Source organism: Burkholderia pyrrocinia, assembly GCF_022809715.1.
In the GTDB taxonomy this organism is placed as follows: Bacteria; Pseudomonadota; Gammaproteobacteria; order Burkholderiales; family Burkholderiaceae; genus Burkholderia; species Burkholderia pyrrocinia_C.
Map to the genome: position 1 here is coordinate 527,811 of NZ_CP094460.1, position 21,700 is coordinate 549,510.

A 21,700-nucleotide genomic window follows, 5' to 3' on the forward strand; every position below is an offset into this window, starting at 1 on the left:
ATGGAAAGGATCATGTAATGTAGCGGCCTGTCGCTGACCTTACCGGAATCCCCATGCGTGTGCTGCTCGTCGAAGACAATCCGAACCTGGCCCAGTCGCTGAACGACGCGCTGAGCGCCGCGCGCTTCGCGGTCGATCACATGGCGGACGGGGAGGCGGCGGACCACGTGCTGCGCACGCAGGATTACGCACTGGTGATCCTCGATCTCGGGCTGCCGAAGCTCGACGGGCTGGAGGTGCTGCGGCGGCTGCGCGCGCGCCGCAATCCGGTGCCGGTGCTGATCCTCACCGCGCACGGGTCGGTCGAGGATCGCGTGAAGGGGCTCGATCTCGGCGCCGACGACTATCTCGCGAAGCCGTTCGAGCTGACCGAACTGGAAGCGCGCGCCCGCGCGCTGATCCGGCGCAGCCTCGGCCACGAGCATTCGCGCGTCGAATGCGGGCCGCTTTCGTACGACAGTATCGACCGCAGCTTCCACCTTGCGGGCGAGCCGCTGTCGCTCACGCCGCGCGAGCGCTCGGTGCTCGAGGTGCTGATCCTGCGCAACGGCCGTGCGATCAACAAGGAAACGCTGTCGGAGAAGATCTTCGGGCTCGACGAGTCGGTCAACGCCGACGCGATCGAGATCTACGTGTACCGGCTGCGGAAGAAGCTCGAGAACACGGGCGTCGCGATCGTCACGCTGCGCGGGCTCGGGTATCTGCTCGAAGCGAAGGAAGTATGAGTTACGACCCCCACGCTCACTGGTGTTCGCTGCCCTCCAAGGGGGCGCATGGCTTCCTTGGGGCGGCCCGGCGGGAACCATGGTGACCCGCCCGAACCTGCGCACGCAGGTCGCGTTGTGGCTGCTGCTGCCGCTGCTCGGCCTGCTCGCGCTCGACTCGTGGCTCACGTACCAGCGCGCGATGAGCGCCGCGCACGTCGCGTTCGACCGCACGCTGTCGTCGTCGCTGAAGTCGATCCGCGAAGGCGTGCGGCTCAACGACGGCGAGATCGAGGTCGACCTGCCGTATCTCGCGCTCGAAATGCTCGAATCGAGCGACGGCGGCAAGATCTACTACCTGATCCGCGAGGACAACGGCCGCACGATCACCGGCTACCCGGACCTGCCGCCGCCGCAGGGGCGCGACGCGGGCGACGGCGCGCTGTTCGTCACGCGCTACTACGACGTCGTCTATCGCGGCGAGCAGTTGCGGATGGCCGCGCTGCGCATACCGGTGCACGACGTGCCGACCGCGCAGTCGCGCATCGTGTGGGTGATGGTCGGCGAGACGATCGAGGCGCGCCAGGCGCTCGCCCGCGAGATCCTGGTGGGTTCGCTGCTGCAGGAAGGGCTGCTCGTCGTGCTCGCGCTCGGGATCGTGTGGCTCGGCGTCGGGCGCGGGCTGCGGCCGCTGAACCGGCTGTCGGCGACGGTCGCCGCGCGCAGCGAGGACGACCCGACACCGCTCGACACCGGCGCGATGCCGAGCGAGCTTGCGCCGCTCGTCGATTCGATCAACCAGTACATCGGCCGCACGCAGCGGATGCAGGTCGCGCGGCGCCGCTTCTTCGCCGATGCGGCCCATCAACTGAAGACACCGCTCGCGGCCGTGCAGGCCGGCGTCGAGCTCGCGCTGCGGCCCGACGAGCAGCCGCGCGCGGACGTACACCTGCGGCGCGCGAACGGCGCGGTGCGGCAGGCCGCGAAGATCGTCCAGCAACTGCTGGCGCTGTCGCGGCTCGATTCGGACAGCGGCCACGCGGTCGCGCACAAGCCGGTCGCGCTGCACCGGCTCGCGCGCAGCGTGACGCTCGACTGGTCGCCCGTCGCACGCTCGCGCGACATCGATCTCGGCTTCGAGCATGAGGCCGACGTCAGCGTGCACGGGCAGTCCGACCTGCTCGGCGAGATGATCGGCAACCTGATCGACAACGCGATCCGCTATGCGGGCGACCGCGCGGTGATCACGGTGCGCGTGTCGCGCGACGGCGAGCATGCGCAGCTCGACGTGATCGACAACGGGCCGGGCATTCCGGCGGACGAGCGTGACGCGGTGTTCGAGCGCTTCCATCGCGGCAGCAAGACGCAGACGGTCGAAGGGACGGGGCTCGGGCTGTCGATCGTGCGGGAGATCGCACGCGTGCACCAGGGCAGCGTGATGCTTGCCGATGCGGCGGGCGGCGGGCTGGTCGTGACGATCCGGCTGCCGGCGGCGAACGAGGAGGGGCCGGGCGCGGCGTGACGACGTGCCTGAGACAGGCCTGAGACAGGCCGGAGACCCCGCGGCAAGGTAGGCTGCGAAGCCGAAGCCGACATGCAGGCAAGCGTGCCGGCGCTATGCGCGCCGAGGCCCGATGACCGTCACGATATTTCCGTGAATTCCACTACCGCATCCTTTTCCGCTGCGACGGCGCGGCACGCGCAGCGCATTCATTGTGGCAGCGCCGCGATGCTCGGCGTCGCAGTGGTCTTCGCGTTCGGGGCGACGATGCGACGGCTATACAGTGCCGTGAGCGCGCTTCAATCGCCGAACCCGATCTCGGCTTCGAGCGTCTGGCCCACTTCGAGGAAACCGCCGGCGCCTTCGACGACGATCGCGTTGATGCCGAACGTCAGCGCGCCGTCGAAGGTCGGATTCGCGCGATAGGTCTGCATCGTGTCGGTCGGTTCGTGCGGCCATGCGGGATCGGGCGCGCCGGTGACCTGATCGATCGTCGGCATCGGGCAGCGCGTGCACAGCTTCACGAGGCGCAGCCGCACCGGCGTCGCGCCGTCGGTGTCGAGGTGTTCGACGAAATCCTCTTCGTATGCATCGAGATCCGACACGACGATGTTCGGGCGGAAGCGGTTCATCGGGATCGCCGGCGCACCCTTCGCGGCGAGCCGTGCGTTCAGGTCGTCGAGCGACGACTGGCCGATCACGAGCAGCGGATAGCCGTCCGCGAACTGCGTGTGCGTATCGATCTCGCCGGTCCATTTTCGGTTGCAGCCGCGGCGCGCGTCAGGCCCGAAGCGCGCGAGCTTCGTCGGCATGCCGAGGAATTCGGTGAGCCACGCGGCCGTTTCGGCGCCCGTGTCGATCGCGTCGACCGTGTCGCGCCAGACGGTCGCGGCCATTTTCGGCGTGGCGGGCGACACGTCGCCGTCGAGCGGCGTGCGGATCTCGTGCATGCCCGGCGCGTTCAGCACGAGTGCATCGCTGTCGAGTGCGGTGCGGATCAGCGCGAGGCGCGGGTGCGTGCGCTGCGTGATCATCTGCCCGTCGGGATCGGTGATCAGCCAATGACGGTCGTATGCGAGGCCCGTTTCGAGCAGTTGCGCACGCGGCAGCGCGATGCCGGCGCAGGATTTGATCGGGTAGACGAAAAGTTCGCTGATGGCTGGCATGGCGCTGGCTTCGCATGACGTGGATGGTCGAAGCGCGATTGTGCCAGATCGTGCGGAAGCCGTTCGGGCGGTTGCGCACCGCCGCGCGGCCGGTCATGCGAGCGGGAAACCCGCGTCGAAGGTGGTGCGCACGTCGAGCGGCTGGCGCAGCAGCCCGGCCTTCAGATAGAAGTCGGCCGTACGCTGCTGTTCGGCGATCACCGTCGCATCGATCGGCAGCCAGCGCGTGTTGCGGCGCTCGAACTGCAGCTTCGCGGCTGCCGGTGGAATGCCGATGATGCGTGCGAGCGCCGCGGAATACGCGTCGACATGCCGGTACGACCAGGTCTGGGCGCGCACGACGCGCCGCAGGAAATCGTGCAGCACGTCGCGCTTCGACGCGATCGCCGCGTCGGTCGCCGCGAGATAGCTGAGGCCCGACCACAGCCCGCGGCCGTTGACGAGCACGCGTGCTCGGCCGCTCGTTTCGGCGAGCGCCGTGTAAGGCTCCCACGTCGCCCAAGCGTCGATCGATCCGGTTGCGAGCGCAAGCATCGTGTCGGCCGGCGGCAGGAAGCGGAACGACACGGCATCGGGCGGCAGTCCGGCCGCGTCGAGCGCCTTCAACGTGACGAAGTGGCCGATCGAGCCGCGTGTGGTGCCGATGCGCTTGCCCTTCAGGTCGGCCGCGCCTTTCAGTGCCGCGTCGGGCCGCACGAGCACGGCCGTGCCGTACGGATCGGAACGGTTCGCGCCGATTACCTTGATGCGTGCACCGGATGCGAGCGCGAAGATCACCGGCGCATCGCCGATCGGCCCGCAATCGACGGCGGCCGCGTTCAGCGCTTCGGCGAGCGGCGCGGCGGCCGGAAACTCGGTCCACGCGATGTCGTATGGGAGGCCGTTCAGTTCGCCGGCCGCTTCGAGCAGCGCGCGCAGCCCGCCTTTCTGGTCGCCGGCGCGCAGCAGCGGCCGTACGCCCGATTGCGCGCGCAGCGCGGCCGGTGCCGCGGCGATCGTGGCGAGGGCGCTCGCCTGGGCGAGGAAATGGCGTCGGGTCGGATTCATCGTGAAGTTCGGTTGATCGAAGGAGAGGTTCGGGAATTCAGTGCGGGAGCCCGGCCTGCACGTCGCGGACGGGTTCCGCGTCGACGCGCAGCAGCAGCGCGGTCAGCGGGTCGCCGTTCGCGGCGGCCGCGGCCGGCCGAGCAGCGGCATCGGAACGACACAGCAGGTCGGCATCCGACCAGCCGGCGCTGCCCGGCAGCGCGCGCGCCCGCAGCCAGCCGCGCCGGTCGGCGAGCAGTTGCGTGCCGCCGAGTGCGTCGGGCGCGACGCCGGCAATCGTCGCGAACGCGAGCCATGCATCGGGTGTCGACGCGACGCAGTTCGCACGCGTACCGGTTGCCGGCGGCACGGCCGCGCCGCGTGCGGTGACAAGCAAGGTTTGCCAGCGCGCGTCTTCCGGCGGTGGTGCGACGCCCGGTGCGAGCGCGACGATGCGCACGCGCTGGCCTTCGCGCCAGCGATCGAGCGGTTGCGGCGCCGCGCTGCCGCAGCGCACGTCGAGCGCCGGCAGCGGGACGGGCACGGGCCATGCGCCTTCGGCCTGCGCGCCGCTGCCTGCAGAGAGCGCTTTCAGGTAGTCGAGCACGGCCCACGTGTCCTGAGGGCCGAGCGTCGCGGCGAAGCCGGGCATCGTCGGTGCGCCGTGTTCGTCGCGCGTGCCGTGGCGCACGCGCCAGAACAGTTCGCCGTCGAGGCGACGCGCAAGCAGCGAGCCGGCAAAGGTCGGCGGCCAGTGCGCGAGCGTGGCCGCGAGCGGGCCTTCGCCACGGCCGTCCGCGCCGTGGCAGGCCGCGCAGTGTTGCGCATACAGATGCGCGCCGCGCATCACGTTCGTCACCGAAAACGGCGCGGGATCGCGCTGGAAACTCGTCGGCACGGCGGGCGCGAGCCACAGCGACGACGGCGGCCATGGTGCGAACCATGCAACGGCGAGCGTGGCGATCGCGGATGCGAAACGCCACTTTCGCGAAGCGAGCGCGATGCAGGCGAGCACGACGGCCAGCGCCGTCTCCGCACCGGCGAACGCGAGTTGCCGCGTGAGTCCCGCGTCGATGCGCAGCGTCTCGAGTGCGATCCGGTGCGCCCACGGCCATGCGGCCTGACCGTCGGCATCGCCCGTCAGGCCGACCGCATGCAGCATGCGCGCCAACGCGATTTGCGCGCGATACAGCAGTTGCAGGAATGCGAGCGCCCAGTCGGAGAACGGCGGCGCGTTCATCGGCCGCGTTGCCGCCGAGCGGCGCCCAAGCGTCGAACGGCACCCTGCATCTACCAGCTCGCATCCAGCCCGAGATGCCGCAGCGCGTCGTGACGCAGTTCCGCGAGGCGCGGGTCGCCGCGATGGCGCGGGTAGGGCAGGTCGACGTGCAATTCGGCGACGATTCGTGCCGGACGCGGCCCGAACACGATCACGCGCTGCGCGAGGAACAGCGCTTCCTCGACATCGTGCGTGACGAGCAGCGCGGAGAACCCGTCGCGTTGCCACAGCGCGGTCAGCTCGGCCTGCATCGTGAGCCGCGTCAGCGAATCGAGCTTGCCGAGCGGCTCGTCGAGAATCAGCAGGCGCGGATCGTTGACGAGCGCGCGGGCGAGCGCGACGCGCTGCGCCATCCCGCCGGACAACTGATGCGGAAACACGTTCGAGAATTCCTGCAGCCCGACGCGTTCGAGCGCATCGTCGACGCGATGCTGCGCGGTACGCGCCACGCCGCGCGCTTCGAGGCCGAGCGCGACGTTTGCACGCACGCGTCGCCACGGGTACAGCGTCGGGTCCTGGAACACGACGATGCGCGACGGATCGGGGCGCTCGATCGGCACGCCGTCCTGCGCGATCGTGCCTTGCCGCGCGGCGTCGAGGCCCGCGACGAGGCGCAGCAGCGTCGATTTCCCGCAGCCGCTCGGGCCGAGCAGCGCGACGAATTCGCCGGCCGCGACCGACAGCGTGACGTCGTCGAGCACCGGCAGCGGGCCGCCGGGGCCGTCGAACGCATGGCTTACGCGGCGGATGTCGATGCGCGCGCCGCGCGGCGCCGTGATGGTGGACGAAGCGGCGGGCGAAGCGGAGACGGATGGTTCGAGTACGGCGGCGCTTACCATTTGACGGTTCCTTTCTGCCACGCGAGCACGCGGTCGCGCACCGCGAACAGCAGCGCGATCAGCCCGGAAAACAGCAGCGCCATCACGATCAGCGCCGCATACATGTTCACGTACGATGCCCAGCCCTGCGCCCAGCTCAGGTACCAGCCGAGCCCCGACTTGACGCCCATCATCTCGGCGACGACCAGCACCGTGAACGACGCGCTCAACCCCATGAAGATGCCGACGAACACGTGCGGCAGCGCGGCCGGAATCGCGACGCGCAGCACCAGGAAGCGCGCGTTCGCGCCGAGCGTGCGGGCCACGTCGTAATACTGCTTGTTGACGCTCGCGACGCCCGACCACGTCAGCACGGCGACCGGGAAGCCGGTCGACAGCGCGATCAGGAACGCGGCGGCCGAATAGCTCGACGGGAAGAAGTAGAACGTGAGCGGCAGCAGCGCGGTGGCCGGCACGGGGCCGAGCACGCGCAGCACCGGATGCACCCAGTAGCCGATCCGGCGCGACCAGCCGATCGATACGCCGACGGCAAAACCGACCGCGACGCCGTACGCAAACCCGAGCGCGAGCAGCTTCAGCGTGTTGCCGGCGCTGCCGAGCAGGCGCGGCCAGTCGTCGACATACACCTCGATCAGCGCCTGCGGCGGCGCGAAGAACGGCGTCGGCAGCCAGCCGGTTTTCGCGGTGACGATTTCCCAGGCGGCGAGCACGAGCGGCAGCGCGACGAGCCATGGGCCGGCCGGACGCACGCGCGCGAGCCGCGTGCGCGTCGCGGGAACGAAATGGCCGAGCGTCGCGACGGCGAGCAGCAACGCGGCGATCGACCATGCTGCGGTGGCGAACGTGTCCGTGTACGCCCAGTCGGTGAAGCCGACGACGCGGTTCGGCCACAGTTGCGTGAGCGCGCCGAGCGCGGCCCATGCGAACGCGGCGACGATGCCGGTCGGCCAGGTGCGGGCGCGGCGGGCTTCGGTGGCCAGCGTGGCATCACAGGCCGTGCAGGCAATGCGCGCGCACGCAGCGGAGGCAGTGGATGCAGCGGAGACAGCGGAGACAGCGGAGACAGCGGAGACAGCGGCGCCGCCGGCCGGTGCCGATGCAGCGCGCGCAGGGGAAGCATGTTCGATCGTCGACATCGCGTCACCCCAGCACGTTCGCATAGACCTGCTGCGCGAAGCGCTGCGGGTCCGTGCTTTTCTTCAGCACGCTGATGCGGCGGAAATCGTCCGCATAGAACGCGATTTCCTGTTGCAGGTCGACGTTGGTCGGGTGATGCGTGTAGGTGAGCGTCGCGTACAGCTTGCGCAGGTCGTCGGGGCTGATTTTCGGCGAATACTTCGCGAATACTTTCGCGGCCTCGTTCGGGTTGTCGTGCGTGAACTCGGTCGCCTGCACGATCGAGCGCGCGAGCGCGGCGGCGGCCGGCCGGTCGTTGCGCACGAGATCGCCGCGCGCGCCGATCACGCAGCACACCTTGCGCGCGTATTCGCCGGACAGGTTGGTCGCGAGTTCCGTGTACGCGCCGTTGCTGCGCTTTTCGAGCAGAAAGAGATTCGGGTCGCCGTCGGCGATCGCGTGGATCTCGCCCTTGTCGACCGCGACGCCGAGCAGGTCGGCCGGATACTGCCGCCACGTGATGTCGCGCTCGGGATCGATCCCGTTCTTCGCGAGCAGGATCGAGAAGAAATGCTTGCCGGGCGCGGCGAGATCGCTGACGCCGACCGTCTTGCCCTTCAGCGCCTGCAGCGTCGTGACGCCGGCCGCCTTCGCGCCGAGCAGCCGCACGCAGCCGCCGTGCGAACTGCCGATGATCTTCACGTCGAAGCCGGCTTCGAGCGGCTTCAGCCAGCGGTGGATCATCCCGACCGCCGCATCGGCCTTGCCGGTCGCGATCGATTCGAGCAGTTGGTCGGTCGACCCGCTGTAGTTGATCAGGTCGACCTTCAGGCCGTTCTTCTCGAAGAAGCCGCGCTCCTGCGCGACGACGATCGGCGTCAGGCAGAACGCGTTCTGGTTCCACGCGAACGTGAGCTTCTTCAGCGGCGGCGCGGACCATGCTTTGCGGCCGAGCGTGATCGCCGGCGCGGCGAGCGCGGCGGCGCCGGCCGCGCGCAGCAGCCGGCGGCGTTTGTCGTCGTGCGCGATGGCCGGCGCGGGTGCGGTGGGTTGGGTCATGGTGGTCTGGTCTCCGGTCTTGCGGAAGGGCGCTCAGTCGAGCAGGTCGGGTTCGTCGGCGACGACGCGCGCGAACAGGCTTTCGAACGCATGCAGCGCGCCGTCGGGGCCGCCGATCTGGCCGTGCGTGTGGCGCGCGGTCGCGTGATCGATCGGCTGCGGCGTGCCGGCCGCTTCGGCCAGCAACTGCGTGTGCGCGGCGTTGTCGAGCGCGATGTACCACCACGCGGCGGCCTCGACCGTCGGGCCGGCCGTCAGGATGCCGTGGTTCTTCAGGATCACGCCCTTGTGCGTGCTGCCGTCCGGCTTCGAAAGCGCGTGCGCGATCCGCGCGCCTTCGCTCGTGTCGACGACCATCCCCGTGAAGTCGTCGAACAGCGCGTGATCCTCGTAGAACACGCACGCGTCCTGCGTGAGCGGATCGAGCGGGCGGCCGAGCGTCGACCACGCCTTGCCGTAGGTCGAATGCGTGTGCGCGGCGGCGACGACGTGCGGATGGGCTTCGTGGATCGCCGCGTGGATCGCGAACGCGGCCTTGTTCAGCGGCCGCGTGCCGATCGCGGTTTCGCCGTGCGCGTTGACGAGCAGCAGGTCGGACACCTTGATCTGCGAGAAATGCACGCCGAGCGGATTCACCCAGAAATGGTCGGGCAGTTCCGGATCGCGCGCGGTGATGTGGCCGGCGAGCCCGGACGCGAAACCGTAGCGCGCGAACAGGCGGAATGCGGCCGCGAGCCGTTCCTGCCGGTGGCGGCGTTCGGCGGCGACGTCGATGCGCGGTGCGGGCGGGTCGAACCAGAAATGCTGGCGCGGCGCTTCGGCGAGCACGAGGCCCGAGGCGGTACGGACGGGCGTGGCGAGGACGGCGGACATGGCATGCGGCTCCGTTTGCGTTAGGCCGCGCGGCGCGCCGCGTCGCGCGTGGCGACAGCGCTGCGCACGCGCGGAATCAGTTCGCGGCCGTAGTCGATCGCATCCTCGAGCGGATCGAAGCCGCGGATCAGGAACGTCGTCACGCCGAGGTCGTAGTAGTCGAGCAGCGCATCGGCGACCTGTTCGGGCGTGCCGACGAGCGCCGTCGAGTTCGAGCGCGCGCCGGTGAGCTTCGCGATCTCGGTCCACAGCCGCTTGTCGACGCGCGAGCCGCGTTCGGCCGCGGCGAGCAGGCGGCGCGCGCCTTCGCTCTGCTGCGGGCCGCCGGCGCCGAGGCCGGCCGCTTCGCGCAGCCGCCGCGTTTCGTCGAGGATGCGATGCGCGCGCGCCCACGCTTCGTCCTCGGTCGCGGCGAGGATCGGGCGGAACGACACGGAGAAACGCACCTGCCGGCCGTGCTGCGCGGCTTCGGCGCGCACGCGCGTGGTCAGGTCGCGCACCTGGTCGAGCGATTCGCCCCACAGCGCGTAGACGTCCGCGTGCTTGCCGGCCACCGCGAGCGCGGCTTCCGATGCGCCGCCGAAGTAGATCGGCACATGCGGCTGCTGGAACGGCTTCACTTCCGAAAAACCCTGCTTGAACCGATAGTGCGCGCCGTCGTGATCGAACGGCTGCGCTTCGGTCCAGATCCGCCGCAGGATGCCGAGGTATTCGTCGGTACGCGCATAACGCGCGTCATGGTCGAGGAAATCGCCGTCGCGCTGCTGCTCGCTGTCCGAGCCGCCGGAGATGAAGTGCACGGCGAGCCGGCCGCGGCTGAACTGGTCGAGCGTCGCGATCTGCCGCGCGGCGAGCGTCGGTGCGGTGAAGCCCGGGCGATGCGCGAGCATGAAGTGGATGCGCTCGGTCGCGGCCGCCGCGAACGCGATCGTCAGCGTCGCCGACGGGCCGGTCGAGTGATGCGGCACGAGGATCCGGTCGAAGCCGGCCGTTTCGTGGGCGCGCGCAAAGTCGCGCACATAGTCGGGATCGACCACCGGGCCGGACGCCGGGTGGATTTCCGACTGCTTCTGGCTCTGGATCATGCCGATGAATTCGACGCTCATCTGGGTCTCCGGTGCAGGGATGGCCCGGCGCACGGCCGGGCAGGAATGGAGCGCAGGTTAACGCCGCGATCATGCGGAATGGAAATAATCAATCCCGATTTGAATATCAGATTTGCATGGTTTGGGTGGCGGTGCGTTGCGCATACGCTGTGGGCTCACGAACGATCGGGCGGGTGCGCGTTACGCATCGCCGGCTTCACGCGAAACCGCGCCGCGTGGCGATCGATCACCGCTATCGCGGCTGGTGCCGCGGTGGCCGCTTTTGTGCCTTTGTGCATTACCGAGGGAATCCGTCTCGATGTCCGCCAGCCTTGCCGCTTCCTCACCGTCGTCGCAGCCGCCTTCGCTGCGCCTTCTGCTTGCCGACGACGCTGACACTGCAGAAGACGCGCGCATTGCCGCGCTGCTCGACCGCCTCGCCCCCGAACTCGCCGCCGACGCCGCGCGCAACGACGTCGACGGCCGTTTTCCGCACGAGAACTTCGCACGGCTGCATCGCGCGGGGCTGATCGCGCAGGTCGTGCCGCGCGAACACGGCGGCGCGGGCGCGACGCTCGCGCGGGCGAGCCGGATCGTGGCCGCCGTCGCGCGCGCCGATCCGGCGACCGCGCTGGTGCTGACGATGACGTATCTGCAGCATCGCGCGCTCGGCCGTGCCGACAGCCGCTGGCCTGCCCAGGTGCGGCGCGCGGTGTTCGACAGCGCGGTCGCGCAAGGCGCGCTGATCAACGCGCTGCGCGTCGAGCCGGCGCTCGGTTCGCCGTCGCGCGGCGGCCTGCCGGAGACGGTCGCGCGCCGCGACGGCGACGGCTGGCGGCTGTCCGGCCACAAGCTGTACAGCACCGGGATTCCCGCGCTGCGCTGGCTGGCCGTGTGGGCGCGTACCGACGAACCGGAGCCGCGCGTCGGCGTGTTTCTCGTGCCGCGCGACCGCGATGCCGACGGCGACCGCATCCGCGTGATCGAAAGCTGGAATCACCTCGGCCTGCGCGCATCGGGCAGTCACGAAGTCGTATTCGACGATGTGCGGCTGCCGGCCGACCATGCGGTCGACGTGCGCGCGCCGCACGCGTGGGCCGTATCGGCCGCGACGCATGCGGATGCCGATGCGCACGCCGACCAGCACGCGTGGATGGTCGCGCTGCTCGGCAGCCTGTACGACGCGGTGGCGCGCGCGTCGCGCGACTGGCTGGTCGGATTCGCGACGACGCGTGCACCGAGCGGGCTCGGTGCGCCGCTCGCGACGCTGCCGCGCGTGCAGGAGGCGGTCGGCGAAATCGAGGGATGGCTGCATGCGAACCGCGTGCTGCTCGACGATCACATCTCACGCACCGACGCCGGCAACGCGCCGTCGGTCACGACGAGCGGCCTCGTCAAGCGGACCGTGACCGAGCACGCGATCCGCGCGGTCGAGCAGGCGCTGAAGCTGTCGGGCAATCATGGGCTGAGCCGCGGCAATCCGCTCGAACGCCACTATCGCGACGTGCTGTGCAGCCGCGTGCATACGCCGCAGGACGACGCGATCGCGGTGGCGGCGGGGCGTGAGGTGCTTGAAGCGGCGGCAAGCCGGGGTGAAACGAAAGCGGAGGCGGGCGGGGCGTCACGCACCGAGGTCGAACGCGGCCGAAACGATGCGTGAGCGGTGCGGCGCTGCGGGGGAAACAAACAGGGCGGCGCGAAGCAGACGCCGCCCCGTACGGTCACGCAGCCTGGCCGTGCGTCTGCTCGGGCAACGCGAACGCCGCGCGCGCATGCGCGGCGACGGCCGCGAGCGGCGCGTCGAAGCGGGCAGCATCGCGCCGGCGCAGCAGCCACAGATCGATCTGCGGCTTGAAATCGGCGAGCGGCACGATCTCGAGCGCGTCGCGCAGCGGGCTGCCTTCGACGAGCGGCAGCGGCATCAGCCCGATGCCGAAGCCGTTCGCGACGCTCTGCAGTTGCAGGTCGCGGCCGTAGGCGTCGAGCGTGACCGGCATCGGCAGGCCCTGTGCGTCGAGCGCGCGTCGCAGGCCCGCGCGAAAGCCGCAACCGTCGGGATTGAGCACCCAGCCGCGCGCGTGGCAATCGGCGAGCCGGTAGCTGCGGCGCGGCCAGTCGCCCTTGCGGCCGACCGCGACGAGCCGCGTGGCCAGCAGCCGTTCGCCTTCGACGTACGGCGGCAGCACCATCTCGCGCGCGAGGAACACGAGCGCCGCATCGAGCTCGCGGCGTGCGACGCGCTCGACGAGCATGCCGCCCCACGCGGTCGTGACCTGCGTCGCGAGCGCGGGCCACTGCGCGGCGAGTTCGGCGATCAGCGCGGGCAGCATCAGCTCGCCGAGCCCCTGCGTGAGCCCGATCCGGAATTCGCCGGCGGGCGGCTGCCGGCCGGCCGTCAGTTCGCGCAGCGCATCGACTTCGCGCAGGATCGCGCGACACTGCTCGAATACCTGCCGGCCGATGTCGGTCGGGCGCGGCGGCTTCGTGTTGCGATCGAGCAGGATCACGCCGAGCGCTTCCTCGAGATTCTGGACGCGCCGCGTGATCGCGGGCTGCGTCATCCCGAGCTCGGCCGCGGCCAAGCTCAGGGTCTGGCAGCGGACGACCGCTGCAAAAGCGTCGATATCGCTAATTTTCATGTTTGTTCTGCATGGTCTTTCGGGTGCATCATGACGATCCATCATATTCGGCATCATATTCGAGGAGGCAGCCGATGAGTACGCTTTCATTGCATCAGACGCCGCTGCGTCCGTTCGTCGACGGTCTGGGTGAGCTGCTCGCGTCCGGCGCGAACGAGGCGCGCATCCTCGACGAGGGCGGCACGCTGCTCGCCGCGCTCGTCGAACACGACGACTGGCTGCCCGACGCGTTCGCGCAGCCCGATCCCGTGCGCTATCGGCAATACCTGCTGCATCTCGACCCGGACGAACGGTTCTCGGTCGTCAGCTTCGTGTGGGGACCCGGCCAGACGACGCCGATCCACAACCACACGGTGTGGGGGCTGATCGGGATGCTGCGCGGCGGCGAGTTCTCGCAGCCGTACCGGTTCGACGAAGCGGGCAAGCCCGTGCCGGCGGGCGAAGCCGTGCGGCTGCAACCGGGCGAGGTCGAGGCCGTGTCGCCGCGCATCGGCGACGTCCATCGCGTGACCAACGCATTCGCCGACCAGGTATCGATCAGCATCCACGTGTACGGCGCGAACATCGGCAAGGTCGAGCGCGCGGTGTACCTGGACGACGGCACCGTGAAGCCTTTCGTGTCCGGCTATTCGAACGCCTGACGCGGCGCCCGCAGGCGCGGCCCGTTGCGGGCGCGTGCCGGCAGGCCGAAGATTCATCCGATTCGCTTTCCTTTCTTCACCGACTTCAACAGAATCAGACAGAGACCCCGTGACGCAATCCGCCGATTCCACCTCCCGCTTTCCCGCCGCGTCGTACCAGGACGTGCGCGCGCGCCTGCTTGCCCGTGACGAGCTCGCGTTGATCGACGTACGCGAGGAAGATCCGTACGCGCAGGGCCACCCGCTGTGGGCCGCCAACTTTCCGTTGTCGAAGCTCGAACTCGACGCATGGACGCGGATTCCGCGCCGCGACACGCCGATCGTCGTGTTCGGCGAAGCGGGCGGCGAGGATCTCGCGCCGCGCGCGGCCGCGAAGCTCGCGCAGCTCGGCTATACCGACGTGCGGCTGCTCGACGGCGGCCTCGCGGGCTGGCTGGCCGCGGGCGGCGAACTGTTCATCGACGTGAATGTGCCGAGCAAGTCGTTCGGCGAATGGGTCGAGGCCGAGCGGCATACGCCGTCGCTGTCCGCGCAGGAAGTGCAGGCGCTGATCGACGCGAAGGCCGATGTCGTGATCGTCGACGCGCGCCGTTTCGACGAATACCAGACGATGAACATCCCGACCTCGACGAGCGTGCCGGGCGCGGAACTCGTGCTGCGCGTGCGCGCGCTTGCGCCGAATCCGGCGACGCAGGTGGTCGTCAACTGCGCGGGCCGCACGCGCAGCATCATCGGCACGCAGTCGCTCGTCAACGCGGGGCTGCCGAACCCGGTCGCGGCACTGCGCAACGGCACGATCGGCTGGACGCTCGCCGGCCAGACGCTCGAGCACGGCGCCGCGCGCCGCTTTCCGGACGAGATCGATGCGACGCAGCGCGCCGAGGCTCGCCAGGCTGCACGCGCGGTGGCCGAACGCGCGGGCGTGCCGCGCATTGCGCTCGCGGACGTCGCCGCGCTCGACGAGCCGGGCCGCACGCTGTACCGCTTCGACGTGCGCACGCCGGAGGAATACGAAGCCGGCCACCTGCCGGGCTTCCTGAGCACGCCGGGCGGCCAGCTCGTGCAGGAGACCGACCATCACGCGGCCGTGCGCGGCGCGCGGATCGTGCTCGCCGACGACGATGGCGTGCGCGCGGACATGACCGCGTCGTGGCTCGCACAGATGGGCTGGGATGTACGCGTGGTGGAGCCAGCCGGCACCGCGGCGTTCGGCGAGCAAGGCCAGCCGCCGCGCGACGTGCCGGCGACGCCGCCCGCGACCGACGTGTCGCCCGCGACGCTCGCGGGCTGGCTGAAGGAAGCTGCGCCCGATGAACTCGCGATCGTCGACGTGACGGCGAGCGCGAACTACGTGAAGCGCCATATTCCGGGCGCGTGGTTCGTCGTGCGCGCGCAGTTGCGCGACGCGCTCGCAGCGATCCCGCCTGCGAAGCGCTACGTGTTCACGTGCGGATCGAGCCTGCTCGCGCGATTCGCGGCGGACGATGCGCGCGCGCTGCTGCCGGCGTCGGCCGACATTTCGGTGCTGACCGGCGGCACGGCTGCATGGATCGATGCCGGGCTGCCGCTCGAAAGCGGCGAGACGCGGCTCGCGTCGCCGCGCGTCGACCGCTACCGGCGCCCGTACGAAGGCACCGACAACGCGGCTGCCGCGATGCAGGCGTATCTCGACTGGGAATACGGGCTGGTCGACCAGTTGAAGCGGGACGGCACGCACCACTTCAGCGTGATCTGACCGATACGGCGGAGCCGGGCGCGGCGGCACGCAGTGCGCCGCACTCGGCTCCGCACGTTCAGCACGATCAGCGCTTGAACGTATCGACGGCCGTGCGGCCGACCGCCGGATCGTCGGTGAAGAAGCCGTCGATGCCCGCGCGCAGGTAGGCCTGGATCTCGCGCACCGAGCCGGCCGTGTTGCGCGTGGCCGGCGTGCCGCCGTCCTTCAGCGACGCGGGCAGGAAGTTGTTCTCCGGGCGGAACGTGTACGGATGCACGACGAGGCCGGCCTCGTGCGCGTAGCGCACGTACGGCGTCGGCTGCTGCAGCGTGCCGTCCGCGGCGACCGCGATGATCGACGTCTTGTACGGGCCGACGCCGTTCGCATAGGTCGCGATCTCGCGCATGCCGTCGCGCGTCGACAGGTCGCCGTAGGTGCGCTTGTCGTTCGCCTTCACGAAGTCGTACGGGCGCTGGCCGGCGTCGTCCATCAACTGCACGAGCTTCCAGTTCGGCTGGCTCGACTTGATCCGGTTGCGGATCGTCTTCAGGTTCGCCACTTCGAACGACTGGATGTAGACGGTCGCCGTGCGCGACGTGTACGAATCCTTCAGCAGCGCATCGACGAGGCGATCCTCGAGCGGCAGGCCGATCGACTGGAAGTAGGTCGGATGCTTGGTTTCCGGATACAGGTGGATCGTGCGGCCGGTCTGCGCGGACATCTGCTTCGCGAGCGCGACGATCTCGTCGAAGGTCGGAATCTCGAACTGGTCGTTGTATGCGGTGTTCGCGGGGCGGATCTGCGGAATGCGCTCGCGCGCACGCAGCGTCTTCAGCTCGGCGAGCGTGAAATCCTCGGTGAACCAGCCCGTGAGCTGCGCGCCGTCGATCGTCCTGGTCGCCTTGCGGCTTGCGAATTGCGGCAGCGCCGACACGTTCGTCGTGCCCGAAATCTCGTTCTCGTGGCGCGCGACGAGCACGCCGTCACGTGTCGACACGAGGTCGGGCTCGATGACGTCCGCGCCGTCCTCGATCGCCTTGCGATACGACGCGAGCGTATGTTCGGGGCGCAGCGCGCTCGCGCCGCGATGGCCGACCACCTGGACCTTCGCGGAAATCGGCTGCGTGGGATCGGACGTCAGCTCGTCGCCGCCGCACGCGGCGAGCAGGAAGGCGGCGGCACAGGCGAACGGGACGTAGCGCAGGGCGCTAGGGCGCGTGAAGAACATGTCGATGAACCTTCGAAACGGGAGTCGGAAAAGTCGGAAAGGGCGCTCGCTCCGCCGGCGCGGCTGTCGTGCCGTGCCGTATGGAATCGAACGGGACGCGATCGTCGCATCGAATAATTACATATGTATTACTCAGGCCTTTCCGTTTTGTTCGGAGGTGCGATGACGGCGGCGGGGAGCGGCGCAGCATCGATGTGCGTGCCGCATTCCGGCCGTCGCAGGCAGGCCGCGCGCCGGATGCACTAAACTTGCGGGAATTTTGCATCGCAGCGCCCGGGCCGACGCCCGCGCGGCGCGACGATGCGGCGACTCGCGGGCCGGCGCGGGCGCCCGGCGCCCGTGTGCGTCCGGGGCCCGCGCCGGCCGATTTTTCCCGACACATGACGACCCGAACCGATTCCGCCTACCTGCTCGGCGACCTGCTGAAGAACGTTTCCCGCTCCTTCTACCTGACGCTGCGCGTGCTGCCCGACGGCATGCGCGACCCGGTCGGGCTCGCGTACCTGCTCGCGCGCGCGGCCGACACGATTGCCGATACCGCGCTCGTCGCGCCCGATCGCCGGGCGGCGTTGCTGACCGACCTGCGCGACGAGGTCGAGCGGCTCGGCGACGGCGCGGCGCTGTCGCGTTCGCTCGACGACGTGACGCGGATGCAGACGGATTCGCACGAGCACGTGCTGCTCGGCTCGATGGAGCCGATGCTTGCGCTGCTGCGCGCGCAGCCGGACGCCGACCGCGCATCGATCCGCAAGGTCGTCGCGACGCTGACTTCGGGCATGGAATTCGACCTGCGCACGTTCCCGGACGAACAGTCGGGGCAGGTCGCGTCGCTGCCGACACGCGACATGCTCGACCGCTATACGTACCTCGTCGCGGGCTGCGTGGGCGAGTTCTGGACCGACATGACGGGCGCGCACACGCGTGCCGCGCGCGGCTGGAATTTGCCGGGCATGCGCGTGAAGGGCATCCGCTTCGGCAAGGCGCTGCAGATGACCAACATCCTGCGCGACTGCGCGAAGGACCTGCGCATCGGCCGCTGCTACCTGCCCGACGACGTGCTGCGCACGCACGGGCTCGGTGTTGCCGACCTGATGCAGCCCGACGCGTCGGCGCGCGCGCGCGGCGTGCTGGTCGACCTGCTGCGCATCACGCTCGACCAGTATCGCGATGCATGCCTGTATACGCTCGCGATTCCGCGCCGCTTCGTGCGGCTGCGGCTCGCGTGCCTGTGGCCGATCATGATCGGCCTCGAAACGCTCGAACTGCTGGCCGGCCACGATGCGTGGCTCGACCCGGCGAAGCCGGCCAAGGTGCCGAGAAAACGCATCTACCGGATCATGGCGTCGTCGCTCGCGCTGGTCGGCTCGAACACGGCGATCCGTGCGCGGATGACCGCACTCGCCGATGCGGTGAACGCGCAGCTGGCCTCGCCGGCATTGCGTTGAATGTCGCCGGCGCACCGCGCCGGCATCGTCCTTCGGCCCGCGTTCGCCGGGCCGCTCCCGTCCGATCTCCCGCGCGCGGACTGAAACGTTTTCATGATTTCGTTTCTCGAAATGTGGCTGTCATGAACGTCAGCGATCCTGCGCGGCGGCGTGAATCGCGGCGTCAGCTGCGATCGCGCATTTGTAAGATGATTTTTGCCGAAGGCGTCTGACGACATGGGGCGGTCGCGTTGCGCCCGTAAAAATGTAAAGCTAGGGTTTTCACCGGGAAATGCCGGAAATGCCCGCCGCGTAAGCGTTTTCAGGTGTTATGTAACTGCTTGGTGAACCCGCGCGTTGCGTCGATCATACGATGACCGACTGCGCGTGTTGGGAAATAATCGGTAATCCGTCAGAATTGCCCCGGCATGTACTCGCACATGTGTCAGTCATAAAACCACACCAGAAAAGAAATCATTCTTTGAGGACGGAGAATCAATGAAAAAGCGCGTCGCTTTCGCCATGACGGCAGCGGGTCTCGCAGCCGCTACCGCCGCCCACGCCCAGAGCAGCGTGACCCTGTACGGTATCGTCGATAACGCCATCGCTTGGCAGAACAACTCGTCGGCAGTCGGCGCGACCACGGGTGGTCACTCGAAGGTGCAGATGGCCACCGGCATTTGGGCAGGCAGCCGCTTCGGCCTGAAGGGCAGCGAAGATCTCGGCGGCGGCACGAAGGCGATTTTCCAGTTGGAAGCCGGCTTCAACGCGAACAACGGCTCGTCGCAGTGGGCCAACGGCATCTTCACGCGTCAGGCGTGGGTCGGTCTGTCCAACGCAGCGTACGGTACGCTGACGGCGGGCCGCCAGTACACCGCGTACTACACGCTGCTGTCGCCGTATAGCCCGACGACCTGGCTGACCGGTTATTACGGCGCGCACCCGGGCGATATCGATTCGCTGGACACCAGCTACCGCGCGAACAACTCGCTCGTCTACATGTCGCCGAAGTTCTACGGCTTCACGGTCGGCGGTTCGTATTCGCTCGGCGGCGTGGCAGGCAGCTTCAACCGCGGCTCGACGTGGAGCGCGGCGATCCAGTACCTGAACGGCCCGGCAGGCATCGCGGTCGGTTATCAGCGCGTCAACAACGCGACGCTCGGCGGCGGCGTGTGGGGCGCGAACTCGACGGTCCAGAACGGCCTGACGCCTTCGGGCGACGGCAACGAGCCGGCCGTTTCGTCGATCAACAATGGCTACAAGTTCGCCCAGTCGCAGCAGCGTATCGCCGTGACGGCTGGCTACCAGTTCACGCCGTCGTGGGACATTTCGGCGTCGTACTCGAACGTTCAGTACATCCCGGGTACGGGTTCGGGCTTCAAGAACACGGCGATCTTCAACACGGCAGGCGCCGTGCTGCACTGGAAGGCATCGCCGCAGTGGGACTTCGCGGCAGGCTACTCGTACACGGCGGCAACGCAGTCGAACGGTGTCTCGAGCTCGGCCAAGTATCACCAGGTCACGCTGTCGCAGTACTACAGCCTGTCGAAGCGTACGGGCCTGTACGCGGTTGAGGCTTGGCAGCACGCCAGCGGCAACACGCTGACCCCGACGGGCGGCATCATCACCGCAACGACGTCGATCGGCGACGGCGTGGGCGCAGGTTCGAAGCAGAACCAGATCGCTGCCGGCGTCGGCCTGATCCACCGCTTCTGATGTCGCGCGGCGCGCGAGCGCCGCTCACGGCACGCGGTATGAAAAGCCGGCCTTCGGGCCGGTTTTTTATTGGGTGCGCGCTTTGCGGATCTTCCGGGTTCCGTCACCAGCCGGCATCGACCGGAAGCGCGCGGCTCACGCGGTGCCTGGCGTGCAGACCAGCGGTGTTCGGCCGGTGCCAACGCCATCCTGCCGGTCACTTCGCCGCATCATCCATCCAGCTTCCCGCCAGCGCCTGAAACAGCGCCGCCGTATCGGCAAGCCGATCGGCCTGCGCGCGAGTGCGGTCGAGCGCCGTCTGCAGCGTCTGCCGCTGCGCGTCGAGCAGGTCGAACGTGCTGATCCCGCCCGCCGCGTAACGGTCGCCGGCAATCGCGTTGCGTGCCGCCGCTTCCTGCGCGGCCGTGTCCCGCGCCTGCAGCTCGGTCGCATCGTGCTCGACCGCGCGCATCGCGTCGGCTACCTGCTGAAGCGCCTGCAGCACGGTTTCCCGATAGCTCGCGAACGCGGCGTCGTACGCCGCTTCGGCCGCGCGTTTCTTCGCGCGCAGCTCGCCGCCGTGAAAGAGCGGTTGCGCAAGACCAAGGCCGACGTTCCACACATTCAACCCGCTCACGATATCCGCGATGCGCGTGCGCTCCGAGCCGATCCCCGCCGAAATCGAAAAACGCGGATACAGGTTCGCGGTGGCCACGCCGACGTTCGCGCTCGCCTGGTGCAGCATGGCTTCCGCCGCACGGATGTCGGGCCGTTCGCGCGCGAGCGTCGACGGCAGCGTGACGGGCAGCGTGCGCGGCAGCACGAGTGCATCGAGCGCGAGGTCGGGCAGCATGACGCTGGACGGCGGCGCGCCGAGCAGGATCGCGAGCCGGTGGCCGGCTTGCGCGAGGCGGGCCGCGAGCGGCGGCAGCGATGCCTGCGTTTGCGCGAGCAGCGCGCGTTGCGCATGCACGTCGGCCCGCGACACGCCGCCCGCCGCGAAGCGCGCTTCGACGATGCGCAACTGCCGCGCCTGCGCGTCGACCAGTTGCTGCGTGAGCGCGACCTGCTGCGCGAGCGACGCGCGCAGGATCGCGGTGGCGACGACGTTGCCCGCGAGCGTCAAGCGTGCGGCGTCGAGCGTGTACGCCTGATAGTCGACCTGCGCGCGCAGCGCTTCGAGCGCACGCCGGTTGCCGCCGAACACGTCGAGCACGTACGACACGCTGACCGACGCGTCGTACAGCGTGAACGGCCCCGGATTCGGCACGTTGCCCGGCAGCCCGAACGCGGCGATGTCGACCTTCTCGCGCGTGGCGGACAGGTTCGCGTCGACACGCGGCAGCATCGTCGCGCCGGCTTCGGCCGCATGGTTCTGCCGCGCTTCGTCGAGCCGCGCACGGGCCTCGGCGAGCGTCGGGCTGTTTTGCCACGCGGTGTCGACGAGCCGATTCAGCGGTTCCGAACCGAACTGCGTCCACCAGCGTTGCGGCGTGTGCGCGGCCGATGCGAACGTCTGCGCGCCGCCGGCCGGGCCACTGGCGGCCGCCGTCGTGACGGGCGGCTCGTCGCGCGTGTACTGCTGCGTGGCCGGTGCGTCCGGCATGCGGAAATCCGGCCCGACCGCGCAACCGGCGACGAGCAGCGCAGCGGCGGCCAGCGTAAAGCCGCGGGCAGCGAGGGAGGCGCGATGCGAAGCCGGTTTCAT

The 21,700-nt window shown here is 69.4% G+C and carries 18 protein-coding genes; 7 read left to right on the forward strand and 11 right to left on the reverse strand.

The window, feature by feature from the left end; translation table 11 throughout:
- Nucleotides 1-53: 53 nt before the first annotated feature.
- Together MRS60_RS19200 and MRS60_RS19205 are read left to right on the forward strand one after the other, a co-directional pair.
- A complete protein-coding gene (locus MRS60_RS19200; protein WP_034179665.1) occupies nt 54-725 on the forward strand; it encodes a response regulator in 672 nt (223 codons plus the stop codon).
- A gap of 79 nt (nt 726-804) precedes the next feature.
- A complete protein-coding gene (locus MRS60_RS19205) occupies nt 805-2,226 on the forward strand; it encodes a sensor histidine kinase (protein WP_243566420.1) in 1,422 nt (473 codons plus the stop codon).
- Between the two features lie 278 nt (nt 2,227-2,504).
- Here the strand turns inward: MRS60_RS19205 and MRS60_RS19210 are convergent, their stop codons facing one another.
- The 8 genes from MRS60_RS19210 to MRS60_RS19245 all read right to left on the reverse strand — a co-directional run bounded on the left by MRS60_RS19210 (nt 2,505) and on the right by MRS60_RS19245 (nt 10,669).
- The gene (locus MRS60_RS19210; RefSeq protein ID WP_034179664.1) at nt 2,505-3,371 is read right to left on the reverse strand and encodes an MOSC domain-containing protein; all 867 of its coding nucleotides are present in this window, start codon (nt 3,369-3,371) and stop codon (nt 2,505-2,507) included.
- A 93-nt stretch (nt 3,372-3,464) separates the two neighbouring features.
- Nucleotides 3,465-4,418, reverse strand: a complete 954-nt coding sequence (locus tag MRS60_RS19215; RefSeq protein WP_034179663.1) for an ABC transporter substrate-binding protein — start codon at nt 4,416-4,418, stop codon at nt 3,465-3,467.
- 37 nt (nt 4,419-4,455) lie between these two features.
- Entirely contained in the window at nt 4,456-5,637 is a 1,182-nt protein-coding gene (locus MRS60_RS19220) for a c-type cytochrome (RefSeq protein WP_243566421.1), read from the reverse strand.
- 50 nt (nt 5,638-5,687) lie between these two features.
- A complete protein-coding gene (locus MRS60_RS19225; RefSeq protein WP_243566422.1) occupies nt 5,688-6,515 on the reverse strand; it encodes an ABC transporter ATP-binding protein in 828 nt (275 codons plus the stop codon).
- Complete coding sequence (locus MRS60_RS19230; protein WP_243566423.1) at nt 6,509-7,651, reverse strand: ABC transporter permease; 1,143 nt, start codon at nt 7,649-7,651, stop codon at nt 6,509-6,511. Before MRS60_RS19230 ends, MRS60_RS19225 begins: the two co-directional genes overlap by 7 nt.
- A gap of 4 nt (nt 7,652-7,655) precedes the next feature.
- Nucleotides 7,656-8,690 carry an ABC transporter substrate-binding protein gene (locus MRS60_RS19235; RefSeq protein WP_131948351.1) on the reverse strand — a complete coding sequence of 345 codons (1,035 nt, stop codon included), beginning with the start codon at nt 8,688-8,690 and terminating at the stop codon, nt 7,656-7,658.
- Nucleotides 8,691-8,723: 33 nt separating this feature from the next.
- On the reverse strand, nt 8,724-9,563 hold the full coding sequence (locus MRS60_RS19240; RefSeq protein ID WP_243566424.1) for a class II aldolase/adducin family protein: 840 nt from the start codon (nt 9,561-9,563) through the stop codon (nt 8,724-8,726).
- Between the two features lie 20 nt (nt 9,564-9,583).
- Entirely contained in the window at nt 9,584-10,669 is a 1,086-nt protein-coding gene (locus MRS60_RS19245) for an LLM class flavin-dependent oxidoreductase (protein WP_131948352.1), read from the reverse strand.
- 298 nt (nt 10,670-10,967) lie between these two features.
- On the opposite strand from MRS60_RS19245, the gene MRS60_RS19250 reads away from it, so the two are divergent.
- The gene (locus MRS60_RS19250) at nt 10,968-12,308 is read left to right on the forward strand and encodes an acyl-CoA dehydrogenase family protein (protein ID WP_243566425.1); all 1,341 of its coding nucleotides are present in this window, start codon (nt 10,968-10,970) and stop codon (nt 12,306-12,308) included.
- Between the two features lie 61 nt (nt 12,309-12,369).
- Here the strand turns inward: MRS60_RS19250 and MRS60_RS19255 are convergent, their stop codons facing one another.
- On the reverse strand, nt 12,370-13,344 hold the full coding sequence (locus MRS60_RS19255) for a LysR family transcriptional regulator (protein ID WP_243566426.1): 975 nt from the start codon (nt 13,342-13,344) through the stop codon (nt 12,370-12,372).
- Nucleotides 13,345-13,361: 17 nt separating this feature from the next.
- On the opposite strand from MRS60_RS19255, the gene MRS60_RS19260 reads away from it, so the two are divergent.
- Nucleotides 13,362-13,928, forward strand: a complete 567-nt coding sequence (locus MRS60_RS19260) for a cysteine dioxygenase (RefSeq protein ID WP_034179655.1) — start codon at nt 13,362-13,364, stop codon at nt 13,926-13,928.
- A gap of 109 nt (nt 13,929-14,037) precedes the next feature.
- Nucleotides 14,038-15,663 carry a rhodanese-related sulfurtransferase gene (locus MRS60_RS19265; protein WP_243566427.1) on the forward strand — a complete coding sequence of 542 codons (1,626 nt, stop codon included), beginning with the start codon at nt 14,038-14,040 and terminating at the stop codon, nt 15,661-15,663.
- 67 nt (nt 15,664-15,730) lie between these two features.
- Here the strand turns inward: MRS60_RS19265 and MRS60_RS19270 are convergent, their stop codons facing one another.
- Nucleotides 15,731-16,873: a glycerophosphodiester phosphodiesterase gene (locus MRS60_RS19270; protein ID WP_105389932.1), complete on the reverse strand. Its 1,143-nt coding sequence runs from the start codon at nt 16,871-16,873 to the stop codon at nt 15,731-15,733.
- Between the two features lie 380 nt (nt 16,874-17,253).
- Here MRS60_RS19270 and MRS60_RS19275 point away from each other — a divergent pair, with 380 nt between their 5' ends.
- Both MRS60_RS19275 and MRS60_RS19280 read left to right on the forward strand, forming a co-directional pair.
- The gene (locus MRS60_RS19275; RefSeq protein WP_243566428.1) at nt 17,254-18,318 is read left to right on the forward strand and encodes a phytoene/squalene synthase family protein; all 1,065 of its coding nucleotides are present in this window, start codon (nt 17,254-17,256) and stop codon (nt 18,316-18,318) included.
- A 477-nt stretch (nt 18,319-18,795) separates the two neighbouring features.
- Complete coding sequence (locus MRS60_RS19280) at nt 18,796-20,013, forward strand: porin (RefSeq protein WP_243566429.1); 1,218 nt, start codon at nt 18,796-18,798, stop codon at nt 20,011-20,013.
- A 196-nt stretch (nt 20,014-20,209) separates the two neighbouring features.
- Here the strand turns inward: MRS60_RS19280 and MRS60_RS19285 are convergent, their stop codons facing one another.
- Nucleotides 20,210-21,700: an efflux transporter outer membrane subunit gene (locus MRS60_RS19285; RefSeq protein WP_243566430.1), complete on the reverse strand. Its 1,491-nt coding sequence runs from the start codon at nt 21,698-21,700 to the stop codon at nt 20,210-20,212.

Excerpts from the sequence above, each read along its gene's own strand:
- MRS60_RS19200 (WP_034179665.1), top strand. The coding sequence starts at position 54 with ATGCGTGTGCTGCTCGTCGAAGACAATCCGAACCTGGCCCAGTCGCTG.
- MRS60_RS19205 (WP_243566420.1), top strand. The coding sequence starts at position 805 with ATGGTGACCCGCCCGAACCTGCGCACGCAGGTCGCGTTGTGGCTGCTG.
- MRS60_RS19210 (WP_034179664.1), bottom strand. The coding sequence starts at position 3,371 with ATGCCAGCCATCAGCGAACTTTTCGTCTACCCGATCAAATCCTGCGCC.
- MRS60_RS19215 (WP_034179663.1), bottom strand. The coding sequence starts at position 4,418 with ATGAATCCGACCCGACGCCATTTCCTCGCCCAGGCGAGCGCCCTCGCC.
- MRS60_RS19220 (WP_243566421.1), bottom strand. The coding sequence starts at position 5,637 with ATGAACGCGCCGCCGTTCTCCGACTGGGCGCTCGCATTCCTGCAACTG.
- MRS60_RS19225 (WP_243566422.1), bottom strand. The coding sequence starts at position 6,515 with ATGGTAAGCGCCGCCGTACTCGAACCATCCGTCTCCGCTTCGCCCGCC.
- MRS60_RS19230 (WP_243566423.1), bottom strand. The coding sequence starts at position 7,651 with ATGTCGACGATCGAACATGCTTCCCCTGCGCGCGCTGCATCGGCACCG.
- MRS60_RS19235 (WP_131948351.1), bottom strand. The coding sequence starts at position 8,690 with ATGACCCAACCCACCGCACCCGCGCCGGCCATCGCGCACGACGACAAA.
- MRS60_RS19240 (WP_243566424.1), bottom strand. The coding sequence starts at position 9,563 with ATGTCCGCCGTCCTCGCCACGCCCGTCCGTACCGCCTCGGGCCTCGTG.
- MRS60_RS19245 (WP_131948352.1), bottom strand. The coding sequence starts at position 10,669 with ATGAGCGTCGAATTCATCGGCATGATCCAGAGCCAGAAGCAGTCGGAA.
- MRS60_RS19250 (WP_243566425.1), top strand. The coding sequence starts at position 10,968 with ATGTCCGCCAGCCTTGCCGCTTCCTCACCGTCGTCGCAGCCGCCTTCG.
- MRS60_RS19255 (WP_243566426.1), bottom strand. The coding sequence starts at position 13,344 with ATGATGCCGAATATGATGGATCGTCATGATGCACCCGAAAGACCATGC.
- MRS60_RS19260 (WP_034179655.1), top strand. The coding sequence starts at position 13,362 with ATGAGTACGCTTTCATTGCATCAGACGCCGCTGCGTCCGTTCGTCGAC.
- MRS60_RS19270 (WP_105389932.1), bottom strand. The coding sequence starts at position 16,873 with ATGTTCTTCACGCGCCCTAGCGCCCTGCGCTACGTCCCGTTCGCCTGT.
- MRS60_RS19275 (WP_243566428.1), top strand. The coding sequence starts at position 17,254 with ATGACGACCCGAACCGATTCCGCCTACCTGCTCGGCGACCTGCTGAAG.
- MRS60_RS19280 (WP_243566429.1), top strand. The coding sequence starts at position 18,796 with ATGAAAAAGCGCGTCGCTTTCGCCATGACGGCAGCGGGTCTCGCAGCC.
- MRS60_RS19285 (WP_243566430.1), bottom strand. The coding sequence starts at position 21,700 with ATGAAACCGGCTTCGCATCGCGCCTCCCTCGCTGCCCGCGGCTTTACG.